Source organism: Nonomuraea sp. NPDC052116 (assembly GCF_040680035.1).
GTDB lineage: Bacteria > Actinomycetota > Actinomycetes > Streptosporangiales > Streptosporangiaceae > Nonomuraea > Nonomuraea angiospora_A.
This window is the reverse complement of the sequence record NZ_JBFAWA010000021.1, coordinates 53,260-75,424: the sequence shown is the minus strand read 5'-3', so window position 1 is coordinate 75,424 and position 22,165 is coordinate 53,260. Positions and strand designations below refer to the sequence as shown.

At 70.2% G+C, this 22,165-nt stretch carries 18 protein-coding genes; 5 read left to right on the top strand and 13 right to left on the bottom strand.

Features of this window, described 5'->3' with window-relative positions:
• The first annotated feature begins 252 nt into the window (after window positions 1-252).
• Entirely contained in the window at window positions 253-1,188 is a 936-nt protein-coding gene (locus tag AB0L65_RS35155; protein ID WP_364254724.1) for an AraC family transcriptional regulator, read from the top strand.
• Here the strand turns inward: AB0L65_RS35155 and AB0L65_RS35150 are convergent.
• The 6 genes from AB0L65_RS35150 to AB0L65_RS35125 form a co-directional block, all read right to left on the bottom strand.
• Entirely contained in the window at window positions 1,146-1,544 is a 399-nt protein-coding gene (locus AB0L65_RS35150) for a sulfatase-like hydrolase/transferase (protein WP_364254280.1), read from the bottom strand. The two genes, AB0L65_RS35155 and AB0L65_RS35150, sit on opposite strands and share 43 nt — an antisense overlap.
• A gap of 27 nt (window positions 1,545-1,571) precedes the next feature.
• Window positions 1,572-2,267 carry a TetR/AcrR family transcriptional regulator gene (locus tag AB0L65_RS35145; RefSeq protein ID WP_364254277.1) on the bottom strand — a complete coding sequence of 232 codons (696 nt, stop codon included), beginning with the start codon at window positions 2,265-2,267 and terminating at the stop codon, window positions 1,572-1,574.
• Entirely contained in the window at window positions 2,260-3,720 is a 1,461-nt protein-coding gene (locus AB0L65_RS35140; protein WP_364254274.1) for a sulfatase-like hydrolase/transferase, read from the bottom strand. The genes AB0L65_RS35145 and AB0L65_RS35140 overlap by 8 nt, the downstream gene beginning before the upstream one ends.
• A gap of 684 nt (window positions 3,721-4,404) precedes the next feature.
• Window positions 4,405-5,550 (bottom strand): epoxide hydrolase family protein, encoded by a 1,146-nt coding sequence (locus AB0L65_RS35135; protein ID WP_364254271.1) that lies wholly within the window; start codon window positions 5,548-5,550, stop codon window positions 4,405-4,407.
• Between the two features lie 608 nt (window positions 5,551-6,158).
• A complete protein-coding gene (locus AB0L65_RS35130; RefSeq protein WP_364254268.1) occupies window positions 6,159-6,428 on the bottom strand; it encodes a cytochrome P450 in 270 nt (89 codons plus the stop codon).
• A gap of 102 nt (window positions 6,429-6,530) precedes the next feature.
• On the bottom strand, window positions 6,531-7,181 hold the full coding sequence (locus AB0L65_RS35125) for a helix-turn-helix domain-containing protein (RefSeq protein ID WP_364254265.1): 651 nt from the start codon (window positions 7,179-7,181) through the stop codon (window positions 6,531-6,533).
• 179 nt (window positions 7,182-7,360) lie between these two features.
• On the opposite strand from AB0L65_RS35125, the gene AB0L65_RS35120 reads away from it, so the two are divergent.
• Window positions 7,361-7,561, top strand: a complete 201-nt coding sequence (locus AB0L65_RS35120) for a ferredoxin (RefSeq protein ID WP_350741946.1) — start codon at window positions 7,361-7,363, stop codon at window positions 7,559-7,561.
• Window positions 7,558-8,742 carry an FAD-dependent oxidoreductase gene (locus AB0L65_RS35115; RefSeq protein WP_364254261.1) on the top strand — a complete coding sequence of 395 codons (1,185 nt, stop codon included), beginning with the start codon at window positions 7,558-7,560 and terminating at the stop codon, window positions 8,740-8,742. The genes AB0L65_RS35120 and AB0L65_RS35115 overlap by 4 nt, the downstream gene beginning before the upstream one ends.
• A gap of 60 nt (window positions 8,743-8,802) precedes the next feature.
• Here AB0L65_RS35115 and AB0L65_RS35110 read toward each other — a convergent pair whose 3' ends face one another.
• From AB0L65_RS35110 to AB0L65_RS35100, 3 genes are read right to left on the bottom strand one after another with little or no spacing between them, the layout of a single operon-like run.
• Window positions 8,803-9,630 carry an alpha/beta hydrolase gene (locus AB0L65_RS35110; protein WP_364254258.1) on the bottom strand — a complete coding sequence of 276 codons (828 nt, stop codon included), beginning with the start codon at window positions 9,628-9,630 and terminating at the stop codon, window positions 8,803-8,805.
• Window positions 9,631-9,667: 37 nt separating this feature from the next.
• On the bottom strand, window positions 9,668-10,342 hold the full coding sequence (locus AB0L65_RS35105; RefSeq protein WP_364254255.1) for a response regulator transcription factor: 675 nt from the start codon (window positions 10,340-10,342) through the stop codon (window positions 9,668-9,670).
• The gene (locus AB0L65_RS35100; protein ID WP_364254252.1) at window positions 10,335-12,086 is read right to left on the bottom strand and encodes a histidine kinase; all 1,752 of its coding nucleotides are present in this window, start codon (window positions 12,084-12,086) and stop codon (window positions 10,335-10,337) included. Before AB0L65_RS35100 ends, AB0L65_RS35105 begins: the two co-directional genes overlap by 8 nt.
• Window positions 12,087-12,221: 135 nt before the next feature.
• Here AB0L65_RS35100 and AB0L65_RS35095 point away from each other — a divergent pair, with 135 nt between their 5' ends.
• Window positions 12,222-13,562 carry a serine hydrolase gene (locus AB0L65_RS35095; RefSeq protein ID WP_364254249.1) on the top strand — a complete coding sequence of 447 codons (1,341 nt, stop codon included), beginning with the start codon at window positions 12,222-12,224 and terminating at the stop codon, window positions 13,560-13,562.
• 9 nt (window positions 13,563-13,571) lie between these two features.
• Here AB0L65_RS35095 and AB0L65_RS35090 read toward each other — a convergent pair whose 3' ends face one another.
• On the bottom strand, window positions 13,572-14,414 hold the full coding sequence (locus AB0L65_RS35090) for an NAD(P)H-binding protein (protein WP_364254246.1): 843 nt from the start codon (window positions 14,412-14,414) through the stop codon (window positions 13,572-13,574).
• 84 nt (window positions 14,415-14,498) lie between these two features.
• On the opposite strand from AB0L65_RS35090, the gene AB0L65_RS35085 reads away from it, so the two are divergent.
• Complete coding sequence (locus tag AB0L65_RS35085; RefSeq protein WP_364254243.1) at window positions 14,499-15,356, top strand: helix-turn-helix transcriptional regulator; 858 nt, start codon at window positions 14,499-14,501, stop codon at window positions 15,354-15,356.
• A 6-nt stretch (window positions 15,357-15,362) separates the two neighbouring features.
• Here the strand turns inward: AB0L65_RS35085 and AB0L65_RS35080 are convergent, their stop codons facing one another.
• Genes AB0L65_RS35080 through AB0L65_RS35070 form a run of 3 tightly spaced genes read right to left on the bottom strand, consistent with a single transcriptional unit; the run spans window position 15,363 to window position 22,152 of the window.
• Window positions 15,363-18,623, bottom strand: coding sequence for a DUF2961 domain-containing protein (locus AB0L65_RS35080; RefSeq protein ID WP_364254240.1), 3,261 nt, complete (start codon window positions 18,621-18,623; stop codon window positions 15,363-15,365).
• A gap of 11 nt (window positions 18,624-18,634) precedes the next feature.
• Window positions 18,635-20,665, bottom strand: a complete 2,031-nt coding sequence (locus AB0L65_RS35075; RefSeq protein WP_364254237.1) for an N-acetylmuramoyl-L-alanine amidase — start codon at window positions 20,663-20,665, stop codon at window positions 18,635-18,637.
• Window positions 20,666-20,679: 14 nt separating this feature from the next.
• Window positions 20,680-22,152 carry a VCBS repeat-containing protein gene (locus AB0L65_RS35070; RefSeq protein ID WP_364254234.1) on the bottom strand — a complete coding sequence of 491 codons (1,473 nt, stop codon included), beginning with the start codon at window positions 22,150-22,152 and terminating at the stop codon, window positions 20,680-20,682.
• Window positions 22,153-22,165: the final 13 nt, after the last annotated feature.

Sequence of the window (22,165 nt, the reverse complement as noted above, 5' to 3'; positions counted from 1 at the left end):
ATGCAGCATCTCACGACGCATCAGGCACCCCTCCACGCGCAGCGGGTGGGGTCCAGGTCAGCGCGCCGTCACGCAGCCGAGGTGCCCTGTGCGAGGAGAACTCACGTCGTGGGCATTTTAGCCGCGGCCCGCCAAGAAACGATTGATTTGAAAATTCTTCAAAGCATTCGGATTTACGTTTACAACGTCGCGATCCAGTCGTTAATCTGCTGAACGCGAAAGGGAATCAGCGCCAAGAAAGACTTGAACGCGATGAACCACCCGGTTGTCACAGCAGATGTCGACCAGCTGCGCGATTTGCTGGTGCAGCATTTCCCGCCTTACTATCTCGAAATCGGCAAGCCGCACCCGCGCGGCGCTCGATACCAGCTTCTCCACAAGGGAAAGATCGCCCTGCACACCGCGACATACGGGGCGGAGATTCGCGTCGGAACGTCGGAGTCGTTCGACTTCTATGCGGTCATGATGCCGTTGCGGGGAACCGGCGGGGTGACGCTCAACGGACAGGACGTCACGGCGCCGATCTCCCTCATCGGGCCCAAGCAGAAGATCGACATGCGTTGGAGCCTCGACCACGAGGTTCTGATGATGCAGGTTCCGTTGGCGGCCATGGAAGAGGCGCTCGAGGCCTACCTTGGCGATCCTCCCAAGGAGCGGCTGCGGTTCGAGCCTGGGGTGGATGCCACCGGCGCGCTCGGCCACGCGCTCACCATGCTGTCATCGGGCGGCCCGCTGCTCTTCGCGGCTTCGAAACTGGCCGAGCATCACTTCGAGCAGTTTCTGCTGCACACCTTGCTCGCCTCCCAGCCGCACAACTACTCGGACGCGCTCAGCGAGTCCGCTGCCCCCTGGACCCCCGCCGCTCTCCGGCGTGCCATCCGCTACTGCGAAGACCACGCCGGCGAGGCGATCTGCCTCGGCGACATCGCCGTCGCGGCCAGAGTCAGCGTCCGTACCCTCCAACTCGGCTTCCGTGAACACCTGCAGACCACCCCGATGGCCTATCTCCGTTCCGTACGGTTGGCTCACGTTCACGCCGATCTCGTCCGTATCGCGGATACGGGCAGCCAGACGACCGTCACGGAGGTGGCCCTGCGATGGGGATTCACCCATCTCGGCCGCTTCTCGGCCCTGTACAGGCAGACCTACGGCCGGCTTCCGTCCAGCACCCGGCAAGGACACCGATGAGGCCGTCGGCGCCTACCCCAGCGCCTCGGTCTCGGGCCGGCCCCGGCGGCGGAAGTCGGCCAGCACGTCCGACCAGGGGATGACCGCGTTGTCCTTGGCCCATTGTTCCCACCCCGGTAGCCGGCCGGCCTGTTGTCGCGCGTCAGGACGCCGATTCCCACGGAGTGAGGGTGCCGGCCGGTCAGCAGGGCCGCGCGGGATGGGCTGCAGCGCGGCGTGACGTAGAACGACGTCATCCGGACGCCGCTGCGGGCGAGGCGGTCGAGGTTCGGAGTGTCGATCTCCCCACCGAAGCTGCCGAGGTCGGAATAGCCGAGGTCGTCGGCGAGGATCACGATCACGTTGGGGGCGGGCATGCGGGCCTCTCTGTTTCTGAGTTGTGCTCACGTATCCGAGGTCTCGCCGGCCGGGTTCGTGTTCGGCCGGGTCAGTGAGCGCAGCAGGTCGGCGAACCGGCGGACCGCCTCCGCCCGGCTCACCGCGTCGGGGTCCAGCAGCCATTGGATGCGCAGCCCGTCGGCGAGCGCGATGAGCCATCGCGCGACCGTCTCCGTGGTCAGCCCCGGAGGCAGGTTGCGCTCGTCGATCACCTCGGTGAGCCACCCCTGCACGGAGATCACGATGGCCCGGTACCGCTCGACCCACCATTCGTGGGACGGGTGCTCAAGGCTCAGCCCCTCCGCCGACAGGAGGGCGAACAGCTGGACGAGCACGGGATTGCGCTCGTTGTCCTCAAGGGTGCGGAGGAACACCTCCATCCGGTCCTCCCCCTCGGCCAGCCGGCGCCGCTCGTCCTCCCGGTTCCTGTCCTCGCGGTCCTGCAGCACGGCCATCAGGAGCGAGGCCTTGTTGGGGAAGTGATGCAGCAGACCGGCCTGAGAAATGTCGGCCTTGTCGGCGACTTCCCGCAGGCTCACGGCATTGAAGCCGTTGGCGGAGAACACGGTGACGGCCGTGTCGAGGATCTCGCGGCGGCGTTGATCGCCGTGCGGGCGCGTGACGACCTTTCTGCGTCGCCTCTTCGGCGCCGCGGCGCCGTCCTGAGCCCCTCCGTGTGGTGCGGAGCCCTCGTCATCCATCGCTCTTCTCCCGTACGTCGTCGTGGTCGGCTGTCTGGCTGGAAGCGGTCGAACTCCCCCGCCGGCAGAGCAGCGTGGCCACGAGGTCATCGTCGAGGCAGGCCAGCAGCTCACGCACCGTCGCCGGTTCCGAACCGGCCAGATCCGTGGTCTCGTACGGATCGGACTCCAGGTCGAACAGCGCCGGCGCGGGCAGGTCGGCGCTCACCACGAGCTTGCGCGTCCTGGTGGAGACGGCACGCCAGCGGCGCAGGGCCACCCACCGGTTGTCCCCGTAGTGACGCTGGGCGAGCTCGATCTCGCGGGCGGACCGGTCGAGCCCGGACACGACATGGTCGCGGTGCTCGGACGTCTCCCCGCGCACGACGGGCAGCAGCGACCGTGCGGTCATCCACCGCGCGGGGGCCGGCCCCGCCACGTCGAGGAAGGTCGCGGCCAGGTCCTCCAGCGAGACCAGGGCGTCGCTGGTGACGCCAGGGTGCCTGACGACCGGTCCGGCGATGATCATCGGGATGCGGATGCTCGGGTCCAGGGCGACCTGCTTGCCCCAGATGCCCTGGTCACCGAGCATCTCGCCATGGTCGCTGGTGTAGACGACCACCGTGTTCTCCAGTTCGCCCCGTTCCGCGATCAGGTCGAGCAGCCCGCCGACGTGGCCGTCGATGTTCTCGATCATGGCCGCGTAGCGGCGCCGCACCTCCTGGTGGCGGGGGTCGGCCGGATCCTGGCCGGCCGGAACCGGGAACTCGACGTCCCGCCACCTGTCGATCAGCCCTGGCGGCACGTCCATCGGATCGTGCGGGCCGGCGAAGTTCACCACCACGTGCCAGGGCCGCCCCTGGGGGCAGCTCGACAGGACGTCTCGGGCGTTACGCGCGATCCAGTTGTCCAGGTAGGCGTCCTCCGGCAGCGGGCTGGGCTCGACGTCGAAGTAGGGCTCGTGCCGTCTGCGTTCGAAGTCCCGCAGGTGCAGGTCCGCGATCCCGCGTTCGTACAGATGGTTCATGTACGGGCCTTTGGGTCTGGTACGCCCCGACCAGAGCGAGTCGAACTTGCCCTCGTTGTCGATGCCACCGTCCAGACCCCACTCGCGCAGGCACCGCGAGCCGTCGAGGTTCCAGTCGAACGTCGCCTTGTGCAGGTCGAACTTCCCGACGCCCGCCACGTGGTACCCCGCCTCGTCCCGGAGCGTCCGGAAATAGGTACGCGTCTCCGGCGGCAGGTCGTGGGAGTTGCTCGGCACCGGGCCGGAGTCGTAGTCCAGACCGGTGGCCAGGCAGGCCCGCGCCGGTGCGCACAGCGGCGCGGGGGTCACGGCGCGGCGGAACGTCATGCCGCGCTCGGCCAGTCTCCGCAGGTGGGGCGTGCGTACCGGCAGGTCGCCCGCTCCCTCGATCCAGTCGTGGCGGTGCTGGTCCGCCACGATCAGGAGCACGTTCGGTTGTTTCGACATCACACCTACTTGAGAGTTCGACGGGTGGGGGCCAGGAGCCCGAGGTGTACGCCTGCGACAGGTCGAGGTAGCCGCGGGAGGTCACAGCGGGTACGCGGCGCCGGAGGTCGCCATGAGCGTGCAGGGGTGATGGCGTGTCCGTCGTCCGCGAGCTTCCAGCTCTTCGCCAGCAGCGGCTGCGGCCGGCGGGGCGCTCTGGACGATCGTGACGCTTCCCCCGCGGCGCGGCTCGGCGGGGGTCTCGGCGGCCCGGTCGACCGCTGACGTGCAGGCGGTCGGGGCCACCAGCAGGCCCGTCCCGACTCCGAGCAGTTGACCGACAAGACCGCGTCGCGGCCCAGAACGTCCAGCAGGCATGGCGATCATTCCTCGCGCTCTCGTCGTTCCCCAGGTGCGACGAGCATCTCGCGGAACGTAACGGGACCCTACCTAACTAACCGAGTGCTCGGTAGGTTAGCGCGACAAAAAAAATTAGGGGTCATGCTTCCGGATCGTGCTGCGGCACCGTCCGCTTGCTCGGGCGTCGGCCTCCACGACCGGCCACGAGTCACAGGATCCGGTGGACCGCCGGAGGCCGAATGGCGGTGGATGCACTATGGGCCGGTCGGCACCAGCGTGCCGGCCGGCACCGGTCAAGGTCGGCCTCGGACCGCCGCCATCGGGGTCTGGCGGCGGTGTGAACGGTCAGCGCAGGGAGCGGAAGAACTCGCGCACGTCGGCGACGAACGGGCCGGGCTGTTCCATGGCCAGGAAGTGTCCGCCGCGCTCGAATTCGGTCCAATGCACGATGGTGTGATCGCGTTCCGCGAAGCGACGGATGGCGACGTCCTGGGTGAGGGAGACTGCCACGCCGGTGGGCACGGTCCCGGGGTCGCGCGGCGCCCAGGCCGAGGGGTCGTGGTGGGCCTCGTAGTAGAGGTGGGCCGACGAGGCGCCGGTCTGCGTGAACCAGTAGATGCTGACGTCGGTGAGGAGAGCGTCGCGGTCGACGGCGTCTTCGGGCAGGTCCGCGGCGCTGTCGGTCCATTCCTTGAACTTCTCGGCGATCCAGGCGAGCTGGCCGGCCGGGGAGTCGTTCAGGCCGTGCCCCAGGGTCTGCGGGCGGGTGCCTTGGATCTTGTCGTAGCCGCTCTGCTCCTGCTGCCAGTGCTCCAGGCGCGCCAGTCGCTCCAGTTCGGACGTGGTCAGGCCGTCCATCTCACCATCGAGCCCGATCGGAAAGGTGACCAGGGCGTTGACGTGCACGCCGAGGATGCGCTCGGCATCTTGGCGGCCCATTTCCGGGGCGACGAAGGCGCCGACGTCGCCGCCCTGCACGCCGTAGCGGGAGTAGCCGAGCCGGTTCATCAGCTCGGTGAAAGCGCCGGCGATGCGGCCGTGCGCCCAGCCCGCCTCGCGCAGCGGAACGGAGAAGCCGCACCCGGGCAGGGAGGGGATCACCAGGTGGAAGGCGTCGGCAGGGTCGCCGCCGTAAGAGCGCGGGTCGGTCAGGGGGCCGACGACGTCCAGGAACTCGGCGATCGAGCCGGGCCAGCCGTGGACGAGCATCAGCGGGGTGGCGTCGGCCTCGGGAGAGCGAATGTGCGCGAAGTGGATGGTCTGCCCGTCGATGTCGGTGGTGAACTGGGGCAGGTCGTTCAGCCTGGCCTCGTGCTTGCGCCAGTCGTAGCCGTCGGCCCAGTAGGCGGCGAGCTGCTGCAGATAGCCGGTCGGGACGCCGCGGCTCCAGCCTTGGCCGCCGATCTCGCCGCTCCAGCGGGTACGGGCGAGCCGGTCTCGTAAGTCATCCAGCTCGTCCTGCGGGATGTCAATGCGGAACGGGTTGATCATCGAACTGTTCCTTCCAGCAACGGAATACTTATATGAAAAAAGCGGTGGACCGTTGTTTGCGGTTCACCGCCATTCCCGGGAAACGGGCCCATGCCGCCGGTTGACCCAGCCACGCTTACGCCCGCGTACACGATCAGAACGTCCTGGACGAGCTCTGGACGGCCCCTCTGCCTGGGGTCGAGCAGCCGCCGTGCTGATTTCGTCAAGAAAGCACGCGACTCCCGCGCTTACCCCGGAGCAATGCGCGCGGTGCCGCCTGAATTCATGGAGTGGGGGTTTCTCCCGTGATGCGGACGCTGTCGCTCTCGTCACCCACGACCGTCCTCGGGACAGCGCCGTTACCCGATTCCGAACCGGCGGCCACGGCCGGCGATGCGGCGACCATGACGCCTCCCACCCCCATGGCAAGTGTCGCGGCCAAGACAAGCAGGACACGATTCACGTTCAGTTTCCTTTCGCGGGGCCGGAGATGCCGATGCCTTCTGGCCATGCGAGCCTATGAGCGTTGCACGAGGTCCCACTATCCACATAGCGCTCATGCCAATTCGTTCACCGGATAGGCGCGGGCACGGGTCACCTTGACCGGCACCGCTCCTACCGTTGCCGGGTCACCAGGTGACGGGGAGCTCGAAGACGCCGTAGACCAGCCCGTTGTGCTTGAACGGCACCCGGTCCAGCTCGGTCGCCAGTTTCAAGGCCGGGATGCGCCGGTAGAGGGTGCCGTAGACCACCTGCAGTTCCATGCGGGCCAGCGGCTGGCCGAGGCACTGGTGGACGCCGAAGCCGAAGGCCACGTGGCGGCGGGCGTCGCGCCGGATGTCCAGCTCGTCGGGGTCGGGGAACACCTCGGGGTCGCGGTTGCCCATCTCGTTGCCCACGACCGTTCCTCTGCTCGGCGGCCTGTCCGTGCCACACAGTGAATCACATGATTTAATTCAGTCAATCACGTGATTCACACAGGCTGACGGGCAGGACCCGGCTTACGGGCGAGGCGTCACCGGGGCCTGCCACAGTCCGACGATCGCGTCGATCAGGCTGGAGGCGAGGTCATCCCAGCTCGGATGGAGGGTGGTGGCGCCCTCGGCGAGGGCGCGTTCCCGTTCGACGCACATGTGCACGATCACGTGACGCGCCATGGCCCAGCGCTCCTTCTGCGCGGTGGCCGGCAGGTCGCTCACGCACCGGTTCAGGCCGTCCACGAGCAGCCGCAGCGACGGCGACGGCAGTGATTCCTCGACCGTGATCTGGTAGAGCGCCGGATCGGCCATCACCTGCGCGCGGAACCGGGCGTACCAGGTGGGGCTGCCCTGCGCTTCCAGATGCCGGGTGAACGGGCGCACCAGGCAGGCCACCCAGTCACGCACGTCCGTCGAGCCGGCGGCGTCGGCGACCATCCACACCCGCAGTTGCTCCATCTCGTCGGCGTGCCTGCGCGCGATGGCGCGGACCAGGTCGGCCTTCGTACCGAAGTGGTAGCCCACCGCGGCGCTGTTGCCCTGCCCCGCGGCCTCGCTGATCTGGCGGTTGGACACCGCGTGCACCCCGTGCTCGGCGAACAGCCGCTCCGCGGTGGCCAGGATCACCTCCCGCGTCGCGCTCCCCCGCTCGGGCCGCGCAGTCCCGCCCGCCATCACCCTCTCCTTCCTGCGGCCTTCACCGCATCGTAGGGAACCTCACATCCATCCAACTCAATCATATGATTCAATTAAATCAAGCGACTGACTTACCCATCCCACGGCGGAAGGCTCCTCCAGCGCCGTCCTGGCGCCACCGATGACCCAACCCCATCCCCCTAAAGGAAGACGAAACCATGAAAGTCACCATTGACCAGGACAAATGCTGCGGCGCCGGCACGTGCGTGCTCGTCGCGCCGGACGTGTTCGACCAGCGAGACGACGACGGGATCGTGATCCTGCTCAACGAGCGACCGCCCGCGGAGCTCCACCCCGTCGTCCGCGAGGCCGCCGACGTCTGCCCCGGAGCGGCGATCTTCGTGAGCGAGGACGCGTGAGCACCCCCGACCACGTGCTCGTGGCCGGCGCCTCCGCCGCCGGCCTGGCCACCGTGGAAGCCCTGCGCCGCAAGGGATACGAAGGCCGGGTGACCGTGCTGGGCGCCGAACCCCACCTGCCCTACGACCGGCCGCCGCTCTCCAAGCAGATCCTGTCCGGCAGCTGGGAACCCGAGCGAGCCCAGCTGCGACCCCCGGCCGCGCTGTCCGCGCTGAACGCGGAGTTCGTGCTCGGCGACCCGGCGACCGGGCTGGACGTCTCCTCCCGTACCGTGCGCACGGCGTCGGGACGCGTTCTGAGCGCGGACGCGCTGGTGGTCGCCACCGGGCTGCGCCCTCGCACACTGCCGGACCAGGCCGGGCTGGCCGGCGTCCACGTGCTGCGCACCCTCGACGACGCGCTGGCGCTGCGGGCCGACCTGCTGTCCTGCACCCGCCTGGTGGTCGTCGGGGACGGCGTGCTCGGCGCCGAGATCGCCGCCACCGCGCGCGGCATGGGCGTGAACGTCACCCTGGCCGGCCCCCAACCGGCGCCGCTGGCCTGCCAGCTCGGCCAACCGGCCGCCGGGCTGCTCGCCGACCTGCACACCGAGCACGGTGTCGAGCTGCGGCTCGGCGCCGCCGTCAGCGGCCTGACCGAACGGCACGGCCACGTCACCGGGGTACGCCTGGAGACCGGCGACGTGCTGCCGGCCGACGTCGTCGTGGTCGCGTTCGGCGCCGCCCCGGCCACGGACTGGCTCGCCGGCAGCGGGCTCGACCTGGACAACGGGCTGGTGTGCGACTCCCGCTGCCGTGCCGCGGAAGGCGTCTACGCGGTCGGCGACGTGGCCCGCTGGCACCACGAGACCCTGGGCAGGTCGCTCCGGCTGGAGAACCGGACCAACGCCACCGAACAGGCGATCGCCGTCGCCGGCAACATCCTCGGCGACGACCGCCCCTACACCCCGATCCCCTACTTCTGGACCGACCAGTTCGACGCCAAGATCCACGTACACGGGATGCCGTCACCCGACGCCGAGGTGTCCATCGCGGAGGGCTCCGTGGCCGAACGCCGCTTCGTCGCCGTCTACCGCCACAATGGCCGGGCCACCGGCGTACTCGGCTGGAACATGCCCAAACAGGCGCGTCAGCACCGGCAGGAGCTCACCGCGACTTCCCTGCTCGCGGGATCGGCCTGACCGGCAGGCCGCGGTCACCTTGAGAGACCGGCGTGGCCGCGGCTTCCGACCCCGGCGCCTTTACATTGTAGATTCATACCGGGTGAGCCAGGCGCGGATCTCGTCCATGAGCGGGACGGGCGCGTCGTGGTGGACCAGGTGGCCGGCGGCGTCGATCAGCGAGAGCTCCGCGGCGGGGATCAGGCCCTGCAGCCGCCGGCCGATCTCGGTGGGGATCCACGCGTCGCGGGAGCCCCACAGGATCCGTACGGGGATGCTGATCCGGCCCAGCCGTTCCTCGTTCTCTTCGAGGAAGCGCTCGTCATAGTGGGCAATCTGCCGGTAGAAGGCGGGCTGGCCGTCCTCCCCCGTCCACGGTCGCACGAGGGCGTCGAGATCGTCGTCGCGCAGGCCGCGATGGCTCGCGCCCTGAATGTAGGTCCGCACGATGGCGGTGTGGATGTACGCCGGCAGCTGCCCCAGGACGTCAGGATGGTCCTGCACGAACCTGAAGAAGGGCGAGCCGCTGGGCGGGATGGCCACGACGTCGACGAGCATGAGTGAGGCATAGCCGACGCCCAGGATCAGGTGTGTCCGCAGAGACACCGCACCGCCGAAGTCGTGGGCGATCACGTGCGGCCGCTCCAGCCCCCAGTGCGCGAGCAGCGCCGCGAACGCGTCGGCCTGCGCGCCGAAGTCCACGGGATGCTCGGCATGCTTGGACGAACGGCCGTATCCGGGCATGTCCCACAGGTAGACGGTGAAGTCGCGGCTCAGGGCCTCCGCGAACGGCTGCCACAACGCCGACGAGAACGGCGTGCCATGACAGAACACCACCGCCGGACCGGCGCCCGCGCGCCCCCAGGCGATCTGCCTCCCACGCCACTCGAATCGCTCCGTCAACTCCATGACTACCCATGGTAGTCAGCGGTCGGGCGTGCAGCGCCTATCGATCGGGGCCGAGGTAGGCGAGGACCGCCGCCACCCTCCGGTGCACGTCCCCGCTGTTCTCCAGCCCCAGTTTCGTGAAAATGGCGTTGACGTTCTTCTCCACCGACGAGATCGACAGATGAAGCGCCCTGGCGATGGCCGAGTTGGAGCGGCCGCGCGCCATCTCCCGGAGCACGTCGCGTTCGCGTCCGGTCAGCGCCTCCTGCTGGCCGCGGACGTCGCGCCTGGCCAGCAGGCCCTCCACGACCTTCGGGTCGATGACGGAGCCGCCGCAGGCCACCGCCCTGATGGCCCCCAGCAGCTCGTCCAGGTCCCCGACCCGGTCCTTGAGCAGGTAGGCGTAGCCCTCGGTGCCGTGCTTGAACAGCTCGAACGCGAACAACGCGTCCGCGAACTGCGACAGCACCACGACCCCCACCCCCGGATGCGCGGTCCTGATGCGGTGGGCGGCGTCGATGCCCTCGAAGCCGGGCCGCCAGTCGCCGCCCGGCATCCGGATGTCGGTGACCACGACGTCGGGGCTGAGGCGGCGGACGGCGTCGAGGAGTTCGTCGGCGTTGCCGACCGCGCCGACGACCGTGATCTCGCCCGACATGTCGAGCAATTGGCGGGTTCCCTCGCGTACGAGGTAGTGGTCGTCGGCGACCACCGTACGGATCCGCTCACCCATCGACCGGCACCCACGCCTTCACCCGTGTCCCCTTTCCCGGCGAGCTGTCGAGGTCGAGCCCGCCGCCGAGCGCGTCCAGCCGGTCGGACAGCGTGGCCAGCCCCCTGCGGGCGGTGGCCCCCGGGTCGAAGCCCTTGCCGTCGTCGGCGACCGTGGCGCGCAGGCGGCCGCCCGCGTGCGACAGGCCCACCTCTATGGTGGCGGCACCCGCGTGTTTGAGCGCGTTGGCGAGGGCCTCGTTGACGGTGAAGTACATCGCGCCCTCGACCTCGTCGGCGAAGCGCCTGGTTCGCAGCCCGGGGTCCGAGGCCACCGTCGTGTGCACGGGCAGGCGGGAGCAGCGCTCCTCCACCGCCTCCACCAGGCCGCCCTGGCTGAGGGCCGACGGGTGGATGCCGGCCGCCAGTTCGCGCAGGTCGGTGAGCGTCTGGCGGGCCTGTTCGCGCAGGTGGGCGAGCATGTCGGGGCTCGCGCCGGTGGAGCGGGCCAGCTCCAGACCGGCGATGAGCGCGACGAGCTGCTGCTGAACGCCGTCGTGGATGTTGCGCTCGATGCGCCGGCGTTCCGCCTCCTGGGCGTTGACCAGGCGGGTGGCCAGGCCGGCGCTCTGGATGGCCAGCCCGGCCGGCACGGCCAGCGCCTCCAGGAGCCGCCGGTCCACGCGCGTCAGCCCGCCCACGCCTCGGGGGCCGCACTCGATCCGGCCGAGCCCTCCGTGCGCCGGCACCGTCAGCGTCGCCGGGCCCTCCTGCCGGCCGGCGACCACGCGGGTGCCGTCCGCCAGCGTCACGGCCGCCCAGGTGGCCTCCAACGCGGTGCGCACGGCCGCGGCCACCCGGCCGAGCTGCTCCGCGGGCTCGGGCGCGTCCTCCAGCGCGGTGCCGAGGTCGGACAGCACCTCGTCCACCGTCGGCCGCACGTCGAAGATCAGGTGCAGGCGGGAGCCCCGGATGCCGATCCCGATGTCGAGCAGCCGGTGGCGGACCACGGTGACCCCGATCGCGACGGGCAGCGCCCCCGTCATGGCCACCATCCCGAACAGCGCGAGCATCGGCAGCCTCGTGAGGAACGCCATCTGGACGACGCCGCCCAGCAGGCTCACGGCCACGCCCCCGACCATCCAGGTGTACTGCCGCCGCTCGACCCGCGCGCTGCGCCGCCGGCGGAGCACGAGCCCGCAGAACCCGATCGCCGCCATGATCCACGTGATGAGCTGGCCGGCGGCAGACATCAAGAGCCCGACCAGGGTGAGCGTCGACTCCAGGACCGGCGTCGGCTCGCGCGCGGCGCCGCCGCTCAGCGTGTTCCCCACGGCGTGCAGGGCGATCGCGATGCCGGAGATCCACGCGAACGCGCGCCAGCGGCGCGAGGGCAGCCGTCCTTCGGGGAAGAGCAGCGGGACGAAGATCCAGTTCAGGCCGTAGAAGACAGCGAGGACGGAGGAGAGCGGGGCGGTCAGCCAGAGCGGTACGGCGCCCATGATCGACAACCCCGCGCCGGTCAGGCCGACCCCCAGGAAGAGGGCGCAGAGCAGGAGCAGCCAGCCGTACCGCAGCTCGGGACGCCGGGTGGCCAGCAACCAGCCCAGCGCGGGCATGAGCAGCGCCACCACCATGTACACCCATTCGGTCACCGGGAGGGGGACGCCGCGGCTCGCCGTGATGCGGCTCGTGATGATCACGTTGGCCACGATGCCGGCGGCCGCGCCCGTCGCCAGTACCCCGGCCACCAGCCTCGAACCCATAAGCCCCCATCGTCGTGAGTGATCGGCGAGAGGGCTATGAGGTTATCCGCATATTTCGTACGGCCATCCCCACCAGCCAGAACGGTGGCTCCCATGGTGGCCCGCCGCGACCCCGCCGCGATTGCCTTGAGCACCATGAGAAGCAACAAGCCCGTCCGCTTTCTGACGGCGGCAGCCGTCGCGGCCACGATGACGGCGGTCGGCGTGAGCCAGACCGCGCCCGTACAGGCCGCCGCCGTCGCCGCGCCCGAGATCCCCGACACGCCCGCGGGCCGGCAGTTGCGCTGGCTGCTCGACGCCGCCACGCGCCCGCCGATCCCGGAGAGCGAGCTGAGGCAGCACTTCGCCGCCGAGTTCCTCCAGAGCGTCCCCGCCGACCGGCTGAACCAGACCCTGGCCGCCTTCAAGGGCATGCGGCTCCAGGAGCTCACCAGGTCGGAGAACGCCCTGCTCGTCGCCACGGTCGAGGCGGCCGGCGTCCTGTTCGACCTGTCGCTCACGACGGACGGCGCCGGCCTCATCAGCGGGCTGCTGTTCCGGCCGCAGGTCTCCCCCGCGCCCAAGGACTGGGCGGAGCTGGGCCGGCGGCTGAGCAGGCTCGCGCCGCAGGCCGGCTTCCTCGCCGCCGAGGTGGCCAAGGACGGGGCCTGCCGCCCCGTGCACTCCGTCGCCCCCGGTACGGCGCGTCCGCTCGGCTCCATGTTCAAGCTCTACGTGCTGGGTGCCGTGGCCGAACGGATCGCGAGCGGGGCGTTCGGTTGGGACACCCGGCTCACGATCACGCCGGAGCTGAAGAGCCTGGGGTCGGGCGAGCTGCAGAACCGCCCGGACAACACCAAGGTGTCGGTGCTGGAGGCCGCCAAGCTGATGATCTCCGTCAGCGACAACACCGCCGCCGACCTGCTCATCCACCGGGCCGGCCGCAAGAACGTCGAGCGTACGGCACGGGCCTGGGGCGCCCGCGACCGGCGCGACACCCCCTGGCTCACCACGCGGGAGATGTTCGTGCTCAAGGGCGCCGGCTACCCGCGGCACGCCAAGAAGTACCTCTCGCTGGGAACGGCCGGGAAGCGGGCCTACCTGGACAGGGTGGTCGCCAAGGTCCCGCTGTCCCGCGTCGCCGGGTGGACCGCGCCGCGCGGGCTGGACACGATCGAGTGGTACGCCTCCCCCGCCCAGGTGTGCCAGGCCTTCGCCCGGCTGTCGAAGCTGCCCGACAAGCACGTCGGCGAGGCCCTGTCGATCGACGACGCGGGGCTCGCGCTGGACAGGACCCAGTGGCCGTCGGTCTGGTTCAAGGGCGGGTCGGAGCCCGGGGTGAGCGACCTGGGCTACCTCGCCAGGACGGCGGACGGGAGGTCGTTCGTGGTGACGACCCTGGCGATCGATCCGAAGACCCCGTTCGACCAGGCGCGGGCGCTCTCGGAGCAGCTGGGGCTGACCCGTGGCGCGTTCGCGCTGGTCAAGGGCTCCTGACGGTCACGATCACGAGGGCTCGTCGCGGAAGTCCTCGGCGTGGTCGCGGGCCCACTCGCCGTACGTGCGGGCGGGCCGGCCGGTGACCTTCTCGACCGTGTCCGTGGGGGGCAGGGGCCGGTCGACGGCGGCGGCGGACTCCTTGATCACCACGTCGGCGACCTGGGGCGTCGTCCAGGCGCTCAGCTCCGCGCGGTACTCCTCCAGATCCTGGACGGCGAAGCGGACCGGACGGCCGATGGCCTCCCCGATCAGCTCGGCCTGGCGGCTGCGGCTGACCAGCTCCGGCCCGGTCAGCGGGTAGGTCGCGCCTTGGTGTCCCGGCTCGGTCAGGGCGAGGGCGGCGACCGCCGCGATGTCCGCCTCGTGCACGGGGGCCGAGCGCGAGTCCGGGAACGGGTCGCGGACCATCCCCTCGGCCCGGATCGACGGCGCCCACTGGAGCGTGTTGGTGGCGAAGGCGCCCGGGCGCAGGAACGTCCAGGCGATTCCCGAGCCGGCCACGGCCTGCTCGGCGTCGCCGTGCATGCGGCCGATCGCGTCGGTCGAGGCGGGGTCGGCGAGCAGCGCGGACAGCAGGACGATGTGCTCCACCCCGGCGCTCGCAGCACGGGTGACGAAGTCGTCCAGGCCGCGTCGCTCGGCGTACAGGAAGACCCTGGCGACACCGGCGAGCGCGGCGTCGAACGTGTCCGGGTCGGCGAGGTCGCAGAGCACCGTTTCCACCCCGGCGGGCAGGCGGGCCGCGCCCGGGTTCCGGCCGGCCGCGCGGACGGGCTGTCCCGCGGCGAGAAGTCGCTGTACGAGGCCGCGCGCGACGTGCCCGCGCGCCCCGGTCACCAGAATCGTCATGCCACCAGGTTGGCCGCGCGGCCGGAACGGCGGGTAGGCCCCCGTGGGCCTGGGACTCGTGATACCAGGCCATGATGGAAGACGATGAAAAAGGACGAGCTGGGCAGTTTTCTGCGGAGCAGGCGCGAGCGGGTCAGGCCGGAAGAGGCGGGGCTGGCGCCCGGCCGCCGGCGCCAGACGCCGGGCCTGCGCCGCGAGGAGGTCGCGCTGCTGGCCGGGATCTCGGTCGACTACTACATCCGGATGGAGCAGGGCCGCGGGCCGCAGCCGTCCGCGCAGGTGCTCGCCGCGCTGAGCCGCACGCTGCGGCTGACCGGCGACGAGCACGAGTATCTGCTGCGGATGGGCGGCCAGGCCCCGGTCCGGACCGGCTCCGCGCCGGAGGTTCCCGAGTACGCGCGGCGCCTGCTGGATCGCTTCGAGGAGTTCCCCGCCGTGATCGTCAACGTCTGCTGGGACCTGCTCGCCTGGAACCGGATGCTGGTCGCGCTCATCGGCGACCCGGCGGCCAGACCGCCCCGCCGGCGCAACACGCTGCGCTGGCTGTTCGGCGGCGCTCCCGCCCTGCTGAGTGACCACGCCGACCACGCCCGCCAGGCCGTCGCCGATCTGCGGGCCAGCGGCCGCTACCCGGACGATCCAGACGTACGGGAGATCGTGGACGAGCTGACGGCGGCCAGCCCGCTGTTCGCCGAGCTGTGGGCGGCGCAGGACATCGAAGTGCAGCGGACCGTGACGAAGCGAGCCATGCACCCGGTGGTGGGCGTGATGGAGCTCGATTGCGACGTCCTGCCCCTGCCCGGCGGGGAACATCGCATCGTCCTCTACACCGCTGCCCCGGGCTCGCCATCACACCGCGGGCTCCAGCGCCTGCGGGCACTCACCGAAAGCAGCTCAATGAGCCCGCTCCCGGAGGGACGGGAGCGGGCTCGGGTGCCGTGAGGCAGGTCAGCGGATCTGGCTCGGTTGCGGCCACTCCGTTCCGGCGGCGAAGCGGTCGTGCCACTTGATCGGCGTCGGCTGGAAACGGCCGGTCTCCGAGGTGGCCACGAACACGTCCGCGGCGTCGCCCCGCGTGAAGGCGATCACGTCGGCCTTGCCGTCGGCGTTGACGTCGCCGACGCCCGGGACCTGGTCGCCGCCCGCGAAGTTGTCGTGCCACTTCCAGGCGTTCTCCACGAACCTCCCGCCGTCGGACAGCGACACGAAGACGTCGGCCGCCGCGCCGCCGGTGAAGGTCGCGATGTCGTCGCGCCCGTCGCCGTCGAAGTCGCCGACGGCGGGCGTCTCGGAGCCGACGGCGAAGTTGCCGTGCCAGCGCCACCCGTCGTGCCGGAAGACGCTGCCGCTGGACAGCGCCACGAACACGTCGGCGGACGTGCCCCGGGTGAAGGCCGCGACGTCGTCCCGGCCGTCGCCGTCGAAGTCGCCCACGGCCGGGAGCTCGTCGCCGATCACGAAGCGGTCGTGCCACTTGCGCGACGCCCCGAACCCGGACCCGGTCGACAGGGCCACCCAGACGTCGCCCGAGTCGCCCCGGGTGAAGGTCGCGATGTCGTCACGCCCGTCGCCGTCGAAGTCGCCCACGGCGGGGATCTCCGTGCCGGCGGCGAAGTAGTCGTGCCACTTCCAGCCGTTCTGCACGAGTTTCGTCCCGTCCGACAGCGACACGAAGACGTCGGCGGCGCTCCCCCGGGTGAACGTCACCGCGTCGTCGCGGCCGTCGCCGTCGAAGTCGCCCGTCAGGGCGATCTCCTGGCCGACGGCGAACGAGTCATGCCACTTCCACCCGTCCTGCACGAACCTCGTCCCGTCGGAAAGCGAGGCGTACACGTCGCCGGTGCTCCCCCGGGTGAAGGTCAGCACGTCGTCCCGCCCGTCCTTGTCGAGGTCGGTGCGGGTGGGCGTACCGGTGCGGCCGGAGACGACCGGCCCGGCGGCGGCCGTACGGCCTGACAGGTCCACCGCCTCCACCCGGTAGTACCAGGTCGCGCCGGCGGCCAGCGGGCCGTGGGTGAAGCCGGGCGCGCGGGTGGTGCCGAGCAGCGTGTTCTGCGCGGACGGCGAGGTGGAGCCGTACACGCGGTATTCGCGGATGCCGAGGTCGTCGTCCGGCTCGCGCCACGTGAGGTGCAGCGCGTGCCTGTCGCCGCCGACCAGGGACGGACCCCCGCTCGCCGTGGGCGCCCGGTCGTCGGCGTGCTGTGCCGGGACGAGGCTGTCGGCGGCGTACCGGGCAGCGGTCCACGGGGGCGCGCCGGCCGTGGGCCGCAGCTCGACCCTGATGGAGGACTTGCCCGCGGTCGCGCTCACCGGCAGCGCGAACGTGTCCGCCAGCCAGCGCTGGGTGCCGTTGCCGAGCGGCTGCCGCCACTCGCCGACGTCCACCCCGTCCACCAGGACCCGGGCCGCCTGGCCGGCGGCAGCCTGGTCGGAGGTGCGCCGCAGCAGCACGCCCGCGTTGCCGGCGTCCACGCCGAGCTGGAACGACACGGGGCTCGACGTGGACCGCGTCACCCCGCGCACGGTCTGGTGGTCCTCGTCCCCCTCGTACACCGAGGCGAGCGTGGCCTGGGTGGCGGCGCCGCTCTCCCGGTAGTCGTGCGCGGCCCTGCCGGCCGCGTCGCCGACGTCGAGGACGCTCGTGCGGTGCGTGCCGAAGGTGGGCTGCGCGTAGAGGAACGCGGTGGAGCCGTACGTGGCGGGCTTGTCGTTCTGCGGGCCGTGCTCGATGCCGAACCTGAGCGCGGAGGAGAACTCCACGCCGTCGGAGAGCATGAGCCGGTACGCGGCGTCGCATTCGTACGGGCAGCCGCCGCCGGCCTTCTCATGCGCCGGGTTGCCGGCCAGCGGATCGTTGAACTCACCGCGGTTGAAGTACCAGCCGGACTCGTAGAAGTCCTCGGTCCCGGAGCCGTGGAGCTGCGGCGTCAGCGCGCCGTCCACGTATGCGCGCTCGTCGCCCTCCAGGTACTCCCGCGTGAGGCCTTCGGAGATGAGCCCGTTCATGGTGTGCGAGACGCCGACGAACTTGCCCCGTCCCGTGCGGTCGGAGAACAGCCAGTCGGAGTCACGGACGGCCGAGCCGCGCCGCGACTCGGTGGTGAAGTAGCCGGCCTGGCCGGCGGGCGCGAGCGCGTCCGCCCAGGAGGCGTCGGCCGCGGAGGTGACCTGCACCTCCAGGTCGTCCAGCGTGCGCCCGGCGCCGTTGACCAGGCTGACCCTGGCCTCGGACCGGTACGGCATCGGCCACCATGTGGTGTACCAGCCGCCGCCCGCGGTGTCCACGGCGAACAGCAGCGACTTGACCGGGTACTCGCCCAGTCCGGCGCCGAAGAACTCGCCGACCGGCGAGTCGACGGTGGTCCGGCCGTCGAAGTCGAGCCGCAGCCGCAGCCCGGCCAGGGTGTCGTCGGTGGCCAGCGCGTCCGGGACCCGCACCCGCAGCGCGGAGATCGCGCCGGACCCGGTCACCCTGGCGAACTCGCGCTGCTGCCCCGCCGTCAGGCTCGCCTTCTGGGTGACGGTCTGCGCGCCGGGCCGGGCCGGCTTGGGGTCGCGGGTGCCGGACGCCTTCAGCAGGTTGACGACGTCGGAGGCGTTCTCGGCGGGGTCGAACCGCCGCACCCCTTCCGCGTCGGGGAAGTGGCGGTAGGTGACGTGGTAGAAGAGCGGGTTGTGCTGCGTGTACACCCGCATGGACTGGCGGTACGGCATCGGCACCTTGATGTAGACGCCGCCCGAGCTCTGGTCGGCGTTGGCCACCAGCGGGAAGACGAACGGCCCGCCGACCTGCCCGTTGACCAGGCTCTGCAGGGGCGCGCTGACGACGACGGCACCGTCGAGCTCGATGGTGATCGTGCCGGTGGCCGACACGTCGCCGCCGTCCCTGGTGAACCAGATCGAGGAGATCTCGCCGGCGCCCGTGTCCTCGGCGATCACGCACTGGCTCCCCGAGGTGCGCAGGCAGGAGTACACGCCGCCGAACCCGTCCTGGAAGTTGGCGCCGGCCCGGTCGAAGCTGGAGAACTGCCGGGTCTGGGTGCCGGGGCTCAGGTACGGGAGCCGGTCGAGGCGCCGGAACACGTCCCAGCCGATCGGCCCCTTGTCGGCCCCCGCCGCCGCGACAGCGGGCTGCGCTGTCACGGCGACGGGGGCGGCCACGAGAAGCAGGCTCGTCGCCAGCGCGGCGAGCAGCTTTCGCATCATCCGCGTGCCTTTCACAGGGTGGTCTCGCCGTTGAGACCGAAGAAGTCGTGCCACTTGACCCCGGCCCCGAAAGCCGAGGTGCCGTTCGACAACCCCACGAACACGTCGTTCGTGGCGCCCTTGGTGAAGGTGACGATGTCGTCCTTGCCATCGCCGTCGAAATCACCGGTGTAGGGGAACTCGCCGTTCGGAGCGAACCAGTCGTTCCACTTCACGCCCGGACCGAAGCCCTGACCGTCCGAAATCGCGACCCACACATCACCGAGATTGTTGTTGGTGAACGTGACGATGTCGTCCTTGCCGTCACCGTTCACGTCCGCGATCCGGGGCTGCTCACCGGCGAGCGCGAAATTGTCGTGCATCTTCACCGCGGCGTTGAACCCCGTCCCGGTGGACGTCGCCACATACACGTCATTCGTCGAACCCTGAGTGAAGACGATGATGTCGTCCTTGCCGTCACCGTTGACATCACCCACCGCCGGGAACTCGCCGTTCAAGGCGAACCAGTCATGCCATTTGACGCCGGCGCCGAATCCGTGGTCGTTGGACAAGGCCACGTACACGTCGTTGGCCGTGCCACGGGTGAACGTGACGATGTCGTCCTTGCCGTCACCGTCGAAATCGCCGACCGCCGGCACTTCACCGCTCGGCGCGAAGAAGTCGTGCCACTTGGTCGCCGCCCCGAAGCTGTTCCCGGTGGACGGCGCCACGAAGACATCGGCGTTCGCCCCCTGGGTGAAGGTGACGATGTCGTCCTTGCCGTCGCCGGTGAAGTCGCCGGTCAGCGGGACCTCGCCGCTCAACGCGAAGTAGTCGTGCCATTTCACCGACGTGCCGTCGAAGGCGTTGCCGGTCGACTTCGCCACATAAACGTCGGCGTTCGCGCCGTGCGTGAAAGTGACGATGTCGTCCTTGCCGTCACCGTCGAAGTCCGCCGGAGAACCGCCCAGGAGCGAGCCGCCACCGTTGACGAGGGACATGTAGTAGTCCCAGTTCCAGTTCGGGCCGGGGTCGGTGTGGTCGTTGCCGGGGAGCTCGTTGTGGCCGACGATGTTCGCGCGGGTGCGCGGGATGCCCCACTTGTCGGCCAGGTAGCGGGTCAGGGCGGCCGAGGAGCGGTACATCGCGTCGGTGAACCACGACGGGTTGTCCACGAAGCCCTCGTGCTCGATGCCCAGGGCCTCGGCGTTCGAGGACCGTGCGTGGTAGGCGGTGTCGGTGTCGCGGACCATCTGCGTGACGTCGCCGTCGGACGAGCGGATCACGTAGTGGGCGCTGACCTGCGCGGACGGGTTCTGGAACCAGCTGATCGTGCCGGCGTACGAGCCCTGGGTGACGTGGATGACGATCTTGCGGATGGGGCTGGAGCGGCCGGGCGAGTAGTTGTTGCCGTTGGCGGGGACCCAGTGCGCCGGCGGGTAGTCGGTGCTCAGGATGCCGGCCTGGGGCTCACCGGTGGTGGCCGCCAGGGGCTTGACCTTCTCATACGTGCCGCGCTCCGGCCGCACCTTGCGCGGCTGGACGACGACCTCGGCCTTGATGCCCTGGGCGAGCAGGCCGTAGACGGTGTCGGCGTACAGGCGGGCCACCTGGTCGTCGGCGGCGCCGCCGTAGCGTGCCACGACGGGGTACCAGGCGTTGACGTCCTTGCGCTTGGACGCGTCGAGCCCCGCCTGGTCGGCGAGGGCACGCAGGACCGCCGCGCCGCCGCGGATGTTGGCCGCGGCGTCGCTCTTCAGGTCGGCCTCGGACTCGCCGGTGAGCTTGGCGGCCTGTTCGAGGGTCCTGTGCTGCGGATTGCTCACCAGGTGCATGACGCCGTAGCCGTTGTCGCTGCTGGGTGCGCCGTTGTGGCCGTCGAGATGCGTCTCACCGTAACCGACCGCCACGAGCAGGTCCTTGGGGACCTGATATTCCGCTGTCGCGTCGGCGAAGGCCTTGTCCAGCCCATCCGGCTGGGCGGCGACGGCGGGCCTGGCGGTGAGCAGCAGCCCGCCGACGGCCGCGCATAAGGCGGCCTTACGCACATGCTTCCACTGCATTGTTCCGGCTCCTTCTAGAGGGTGGTTTCGCCGTTGAGGCCGAAGAAGTCGTGCCACTTGACCCCGGCCCCGAAAGCCGAGGTGCCGTTCGACAACCCCACGAAGACGTCGTTCGTGGCGCCCTTGGTGAAGGTGACGATGTCGTCCTTGCCGTCACCGTCGAAATCACCGGTGTAGGGGAACTCGCCGTTCGGAGCGAACCAGTCGTTCCACTTCACGCCCGGACCGAAGCCCCGGCCGTCCGAAATCGCGACCCACACATCACCGAGGCCGTTGTTGGTGAACGTGACGATGTCATCCTTGCCATCGCCATTGACGTCCGCGATCCGGGGCTGCTCACCGGCGAGTGCGAAATTGTCGTGCATCTTCACCGCGGCGTTGAACCCCGTCCCGGTGGACGTCGCCACATACACGTCATTCGTCGAACCCTGAGTGAAGACGATGATGTCGTCCTTGCCATCGCCGTTGACATCACCGACGGCCGGGAACTCGCCGTTCAGGCCGAAGAAGTCATGCCATTTCTGGCCGGCGCCGAACCCGTTTCCGTTGGACAGGGCCACGAAGACGTCCTGGGTCGTCCCGCGGGCGAAGGTCGCGATGTCGTCCTTGCCGTCGCCGTCGAAGTCGCCGACCGCCGCGATCTCGCCGCCGGGCGCGAAGAAGTCATGCCATTTCGCGGCGGGACCGAAGCCCGTGCCGGTGGACGGCGCCACGTACACGTCGCCGCTGGAGCCGTGCGTGAACGTGACGACGTCGTCCTTGCCGTCACCGGTGAAGTCGCCGGTATAGGTGGTCTCGCCGCCCAGCCCGAAGAAGTCGTGCCACTTCACCGACGTGCCGTTGAAAGCGGTGCCGCTCGAGGTGGAGACGTACACGTCGGCCGAGGCGTTCTTGGCGAAGGTGATGATGTCGTCCTTCCCGTCGCCGTCGAAGTCGGCCGGTGAGCCCGCCTGCATGCCGTGCATCCAGGCGGCTTCGTTCAGGAGCGAGCGGGCCTTGGCCTCGGACTGGTCGTAGCGGTCGGGGAAGGCGGAGCGCTGGACGCTCTGGGCGAGCTGCCCCGGGGTGTAGCCGGGGTTGGCCGCGTCGTTCCTGATGGCCCGGGTGAAGAAGGAGTTGGCGGCGAAGCTGACGTCGAGGATCTGCTCAGGGGCGCCCCAGCCCTGGCTCGGGCGCTGCTGGAAGACGCCGAGGGAGTCCTTGTCGCCGCAGTTGAGGTTGTTCATGTGGGACTCGACCCAGCCGGTCTCGAACGCCGCGAGCATCACCTTGTCGTTGGCGTTGAGGCTGCGGCCGACCCGGTAGACGGCGGTCGTCACCCACTGGTCGTGGCCGGCGGGGACGGACGGGCAGGCGAGGAGGAGTTCGGCGTTGGAGCGGTGCTTGCCGGGGTCGGGGGCCGCCTGGGCGGGCATGGCCGAGGCGGCGGCGATCGCCAGCGCGCCCGCGGTGACGGATAACACGCGGCCGATTCGGGACTTGCGCATGATGTCTCCTGGA